This window comes from Cysteiniphilum litorale (genome assembly GCF_003428165.1).
In the GTDB taxonomy this organism is placed as follows: domain Bacteria; phylum Pseudomonadota; class Gammaproteobacteria; order Francisellales; family Francisellaceae; genus Caedibacter; species Caedibacter litoralis.
Genome location: NZ_QLIQ01000013.1, coordinates 60,148 through 66,541 on the forward strand (window position 1 = coordinate 60,148; position 6,394 = coordinate 66,541).

Sequence of the window (6,394 nt, forward strand, 5' to 3'; positions counted from 1 at the left end):
ACTATTCCCCTTTTAGACTTGTGCGTTGCAAAATGAAAAAAGAGATTAACGCTAACAGTAATCCGCTCATGCCAGTAACGCCAAGCTCATAAACCGTATCTAAGACATGCCAAGCACCTAGCGCGGTAAATACAAAGCCACCAATAATCTGAATGAAGCTAAAGATCGCGATTGTTGTGCCTTTATATTCAGGATAAACCGATGTTGCAATGGCAATCATATTGGGATAAACCCAAAGATAGACAAGCCAAAACACAGATAGACAGATAATATCAGTAATATAAGTACTGGTATTTGATGATAAGGTCACACCAATCATGCTAATAAACATGACAATGAGTGCCACTTTAACCAACGTCATCATCGTATATTTTTTAAGGAGTATACTATTCAACCATGCACCAATGAGCATACATAAAATAACCAATGCAATAACCCAACCAAATGCTGCAACCGGCATATGGTAAACTTGAACAAAAATATAAGGGTAGGTTAAAAGCACACTAGCAACAACACCATAAACAAAAAACATCACTAACGTAGCACTTAGAAAACGTAGATTAAACATAATTTTTATTACTTGTGCGATATTTATTTTTATATGTGAAGTAGTTGATTGAATGGCATTTCTACCAATAATCAATCCAAAACCTACGATTAACGCAATGATCAAAGCATACCAAAACATAAAGCTAACGACACTATGCCATCCTTGGTATTGCATTAAGTAGCCTGAGATCACCGGAGAAATTGATACAGTAAATACTGAAAATGCAATAAGAAGCGCATAGACTTTTGAAAAAGCTTTGCCTTGAAAAGAGTCCGCAACGATGACACGTGCTAACACAGCCGCCATACCAGCGCCAATCCCTTGTAAAATCCGTCCAACAAGCATCCACTCGATAGTGTGCTCAACGTGGCACAAAGCACTACCTAACATCGTAATAAGTAACCCTAAAATTAGTATGCGCACACGCCCAAAGCGATCAGATAGCACACCTGAAATAAGTTGTGAAATTGCACTACCCAACAGGAAAAATGCTACCGTATACTGCACCATTTCTTTTGATGTATTTAATGCTTTATCCAAATATGGCAACACTGGCAAATAGATATCCATCATTGCTTGAGGGTAGGCTAAGACAAAGCCTGCGGCAATAAATAGAATAACTAATGTTATTTTTTTTGATCTGTTTATCATTGACAGTTTTTCTATTCCCATGATCTTTTAACATCCATTTTTTGTTCTTACATTATCAGTCATTATTATAGATTAAAATGCAATAAAAGCTCATCCCTTTTTAAAAGTTCTTATATTAAACCTTAAGGGATGCAATCCCTCTATAAGATAATTTAGCATTGACGCTTGGCATCCATTGCTCATCAATTGAGCTAATATCTTAGCGCCATACATCATTGAGCATAATCCCTTTGAACCAAAACCAGTCAATAAATAAAGCCCTGATAGATATTCTGCATGAGGCAGCGCCTTTAAAATAACACCCTTTTGTAACCGTTGATAATACTGCTCAATGAACTTCACGTTATCAGCAATGGCACCTATCATCGGCACATGATCCGCAGTGACACAGCGTAATGATACACGTCCCAAGATGATTTTCATATCTACTGACGGATCAATAACATGGCTTAATTGAGCCAAGTTAACATTATGATCACTCTGACGCACTTCAGCCATTAAATCATTATTATCACGAAATGTCGCACCAATAAGCTGTTTGCCATTAACACTTGGCAAAATATAGCCTTGATCAAGTATGATTGTTTTATTATTTAACAAAGTTTGCACCTGAGTGATTTGTCCATATGATGGATAAACCTCTATATGTTTAAATGCCTCAAGGTCTTTTATAAGCAAGGCATTGCCAGCAAAAACCACCGCATCGTATACTAACGATCCTCTATGATTTTTTTTGTTATCAGTGAATCTCAGCTGCCATGTATTATCTGATCTGACAAATTCATCTAAGCGATGCGATAAAAACAAATTCACATTTTTGCTATTACGAATGAGGCTCTGACATAACGAGTAAGGATTAACCATCATTGCCGTTGGATAATAAGCACAAGCTTTTGAAATATCACAGCCTGCAATTTCAGAAGCTGTTGCTGCATCAACGATTTGCAGCAAACCATGAAGATAGGCACGCTTTTTGATAATATTGTCAAAACGTAACTGTGTTTTTTTATCACTTAATAACTCCAAAGCACCACATTCATTAAAATCAATCTCGCTTTTATGCTTCAAAATATAATCTCTGGTATGCACAAAGCCTTGGGTATGAAAGTTATCAGAGATATTAGCATCGGCTGTAATATAAGGTTTTAATATGCCATAAGGATTACCTGAGGCACCTTGCGCAATATCATCATATTGATCAAATAGATCAATTTCAAAGCCTAATTGGCTTAGCTCATAGGCTAGCGCGCACCCTGCCATTCCGGCACCAATAATTGCAACTTTCTGCTTTTTGCTTAGTGTTAATTGCGGTTTGGCAAAATACGGTTTAATCTTGGTTTGTGCCAATTTTTTTGTGTCTTTAACAACAGCACAAATCATTTCACGTTTATGAGCAAAACCTTTTTGTTTTTTCACTTCAAAACCTTGAGCTTCGAGCGCCCGTTTAACAAAACCCGCTGCAGTAAAGGTAGACAAGCTTGTTTTGCCATGGCTTAAGCGATAAATCTCTTTAAATAAATCATCCGACCACATATCAGGATTCTTAGCCGGAGCAAAGCCATCTAAAAACCAAGCATCAATGCTTAGATCAATTGCTGCCAACGCATTTGCTGCATCATCGATTAATAACGTTAAATTGATATTTTCAGTGATATTTAAAGATGTTGCACCAATATAAAAGCTATTTGGATAAGCCTGAAGTAATTGATCAGCTTGAGGTTTAAGCTCGTGCCATATCGATAATGCTTTCTCTAAATCACCATAAGTTAACGGATATTTCTCACAACTTATAAAGCTTAATTTAGCCGTTTTAGGTGTGCATTTATCCCAAAGATTTAGCGTCGCAAGGAAGTTCAACCCCGTACCAAAACCTGTCTCAGCAATCACAAAATGCGCATTTTGATCAAGATTTTCAAATCTTTTTTTCAGCTGATTCCCATCTAAAAAAACATATTCACTCTCGGCAAGCCCATTCTGTTTTGAGAAATAAACATCAGCAAATTCATCTGAGAATGGTTCACCTGTCTCTTGCCATTTGAGTTTTGCATTTTGCAATTTAGCGATCCTTGACAGCCATCGTTAAACGATTGATCGATATCAAACGCCCCTTTTCATCGATAATTTCAATTGCCCATACATGTGTTGTTCGCCCTATATGATGTGGATAGGCTTTAGCCGTTAATACACCTTCTGTTGCCGGACGAATATGGTTGGTATTGATATCTAACCCAACACAATATTGCTTTGTCAAATCAACGGCATAATTCGCGGCAGTACTACCAACAGTTTCAGCAATCCCACAAGAAACCCCGCCATTCATTATCCCAATTGGCTGCTTGTGTTTTTTTTGCAATAGCATTTCTGCCAACAAATAATCATCACCTAACTCAGTAAAACGAATACCTAAAGTATCCGAGAACAAACCAGCTCCTCGCTCATTCATTTGCTCTAGTGTTACAGGTGTTTTCCAAATGCTCATGTTTTTCTCCAACGTTTAATTGTTAATTTTCTCTCAAAAATATTTAGTGAAAAGCTTTTTAAGCAGTCTTTTGCAATAATTCTTTATTCACTGGTGTTTCCTCTTATTTGGCTCAGCTTTTTTGACTCAGCTTTATCAGCGCTTGTACCCGTTCGCGCTCAAGCTCTCTTATCAGCTCTTCCTCTGTCGGCAAGTAAGGCAGATATTTTGCGGCAAACAGCTGCTTTTGATCTGATAATATCGAGTATTTAACAACTGCTTCACTTTTCTCACTGCATAACACTAAGCCGATGGTTGGATTATCATCTTTGCCTTTTTTCTGTTCATCATACAAACGCACATAAGTATCCATTTGTCCAATATCTTGATGCTTAAGTTTACCTAGCTTTAAATCAACCAATAAAAAACACTTAAGCTTAAAGTTGTAAAACACCAAATCTATATAAAAATCTTCATCTTCAAAGCGAATACGTTGCTGACGTTCTACAAATGCAAAACCTTTACCTAGCTCCAATAAGAATTGTTGCAAATTACTAATAATAGCCTCTTCAAGATCACTTTCTTGGTAGGTCTTATCTTGAAGATTAAGAAAGTCTAGAATATAAGGATCTCGTAAAAAGTCTTTAGCGCCTTCTGCCAAAGATTTTGTTGCTTGTGCCGCCTCTGACTCCACGAGCTCTTTGTCTTTACTTGATAGCAATCGCTCATAATATAATTTACTGATCTGACGTTCCAATGCTCTGGCGCTCCAGTCGTGCGTAATTGCTTCTTGCAAATACCACTCGCGTGCAGTCAAACTATCTATTCGCATAAGAATACGATAATGTGTCCAACTCAATTCACTACGCACCGCGTAGCGAATTGGAAAAGTAATATAAAATTGGCGCATATTACGTAAGTTACCTGCATCAAAGCCCTTTCCTAAGCGCTCGGTAAGTTCTTTTGAAAGTAACTGTAACTGCTGCTTACCATAAGCTGCTCGAGTTTCGCCTTTTTGCTCATGCTCTACTATTAGTCGACCAATTTCCCAATAGCTTTGAACCATCGCATGGTTGACAGTTTGACGTATTTGTTGCCTACTGCTTTCAATAATAATGGCAATATCATTAATTAGGCTCATAAATTGAGTATCTTTAGGAAAGCTCATCTATCTGTCCTCTCAATATCGATAACAACAGCCTTTGTTTGCATGAATCCCACAAAATAATAGTTAATGCTTAACTGTAGCTCATCACAAATTGCCCGTAGTGATGAATATAACTGAGATTTTTTAATTACCATCTTTACTCTCTTTTAAGCCCCAAACAGTTTTAATCCATCTTTTTTGCGCTTTTCTTCAGCGCGAATTCTTCTGGCATCTTTGGGATCAATGATGAGTTTTCTATAAATTTCAATACGATCATCAGGTTTTACAATATGATCAAGTGTCACAACTTCACTATAAATGCCTATTGATTGCGTCATTAGATCAATCTCAGGAAAATCACTTAATACCCCACTTTGTGTAATCACATCTCTGACAGTTGTATTTTTATCACACTCAAGTTGATATAGCTTTTGCTCTTGTGGGTTAGCATAAATCACTTCTACCTTCATACAGCTTCCGCTCCATACACTGTTTTAGCACGCTTACAGAAAGCATCAAGCATCGTATTAGCCAGCGTATTAAAAACAACACCTAATGCTAATGCCATGACTTTGGAGGAGAATTCAAACTCTAAATCAAGTGTTACTTTACAGGCTTTGTCATTTAAAGGAATAAAATGCCACACGCCTAACAATCGTTTAAAAGGTCCTTTAATTAACCGTATCTTAATCTCTTTGTTTGGAATCATGTCATTATGCGTGCCAAAATCAATCTTAACGCCACCTTTGGCAATTTTGAGTGTCGCCTCAGCTTCGGTTTCGGTATGCATGTGCACTTCTACTGCTTGGCACATGGGTAAGAACTGAGGATATTTATCAATATCATTTACAAGGTCATACATCTCTTTAGCACTGTATTCAACCAATGCCGTTCGATGAATTGTTGTCATAGTGTTTCTCTTATGTCATAAGTTCATGTTAGAATCTTGGCTATTGTAACGCTTATGCACTATTTTGCAAAACAATGGCAAAGATAAAACCAAAATCAACGGCAACCAGTAGTATGATTGCCAAAAATAAAAAAGCTTTTCATGAGTACCTAATTGAAGAGCGCTTTGAAGCAGGTATTGTGCTTCAAGGTTGGGAAATCAAAAGCATCCGCGCAGGTCGTGTGCAATTAACAGATAGCCACATTCATGTTAAAAACAATGAAGCTTGGCTTTTTAATGCATTGATTACACCTTTGCACTCTGCATCAACGCATGTTGTCCCTGTTCCTGCAGGCACGCGTAAACTATTATTGCACCGTAGAGAAATCAATAAGCTCTTAGGCAAAGTTGATATCAAAGGCTATACGATCGTGCCATTAGCAATGTACTGGAAAGGCTCACGCGTTAAAATTGAGATCGCGATTGCCAAAGGCAAACAACTACATGATAAACGTCAAGCCTCTAAAGAGCATGATTGGAAACGTGAAAAAGAGCGTTTATTTAAAAAGAGCTAGGACTTACGCATTGATGACAGCGTGATTATGTGCTAGTTCCCCTGTATACTTACCAAAAATGGATGTTGATAGGCTTTAACCAAGCATGACAAGAGCAATAACACGACCACCAACAGCTCAATGT

General features: G+C 37.5%; 7 protein-coding genes. 1 reads left to right on the plus strand and 6 read right to left on the minus strand.

The window, feature by feature from the left end; genetic code table 11:
* Nucleotide 1 precedes the first annotated feature (1 nt).
* From DNJ75_RS07050 to DNJ75_RS07075, 6 genes are all read right to left on the minus strand, one after another.
* A complete protein-coding gene (locus tag DNJ75_RS07050) occupies nucleotides 2-1,201 on the minus strand; it encodes an MFS transporter (protein WP_157968252.1) in 1,200 nt (399 codons plus the stop codon).
* Between the two features lie 90 nt (nucleotides 1,202-1,291).
* On the minus strand, nucleotides 1,292-3,256 hold the full coding sequence (gene mnmC, locus DNJ75_RS07055) for a bifunctional tRNA (5-methylaminomethyl-2-thiouridine)(34)-methyltransferase MnmD/FAD-dependent 5-carboxymethylaminomethyl-2-thiouridine(34) oxidoreductase MnmC (protein ID WP_157968253.1): 1,965 nt from the start codon (nucleotides 3,254-3,256) through the stop codon (nucleotides 1,292-1,294).
* Nucleotide 3,257: 1 nt separating this feature from the next.
* Nucleotides 3,258-3,680 carry a hotdog fold thioesterase gene (locus tag DNJ75_RS07060; protein ID WP_117002691.1) on the minus strand — a complete coding sequence of 141 codons (423 nt, stop codon included), beginning with the start codon at nucleotides 3,678-3,680 and terminating at the stop codon, nucleotides 3,258-3,260.
* A gap of 112 nt (nucleotides 3,681-3,792) precedes the next feature.
* The gene (locus DNJ75_RS07065; protein WP_117002693.1) at nucleotides 3,793-4,827 is read right to left on the minus strand and encodes a PDDEXK nuclease domain-containing protein; all 1,035 of its coding nucleotides are present in this window, start codon (nucleotides 4,825-4,827) and stop codon (nucleotides 3,793-3,795) included.
* A 146-nt stretch (nucleotides 4,828-4,973) separates the two neighbouring features.
* Nucleotides 4,974-5,276 (minus strand): RnfH family protein, encoded by a 303-nt coding sequence (locus tag DNJ75_RS07070; RefSeq protein WP_117002695.1) that lies wholly within the window; start codon nucleotides 5,274-5,276, stop codon nucleotides 4,974-4,976.
* Nucleotides 5,273-5,716: a type II toxin-antitoxin system RatA family toxin gene (locus DNJ75_RS07075; RefSeq protein ID WP_117002697.1), complete on the minus strand. Its 444-nt coding sequence runs from the start codon at nucleotides 5,714-5,716 to the stop codon at nucleotides 5,273-5,275. The genes DNJ75_RS07070 and DNJ75_RS07075 overlap by 4 nt, the downstream gene beginning before the upstream one ends.
* Before the next feature lie 74 nt (nucleotides 5,717-5,790).
* Between DNJ75_RS07075 and smpB the strand changes: the two genes are divergently transcribed.
* Nucleotides 5,791-6,270: an SsrA-binding protein SmpB gene (smpB, locus tag DNJ75_RS07080; protein WP_117002699.1), complete on the plus strand. Its 480-nt coding sequence runs from the start codon at nucleotides 5,791-5,793 to the stop codon at nucleotides 6,268-6,270.
* Nucleotides 6,271-6,394: the final 124 nt, after the last annotated feature.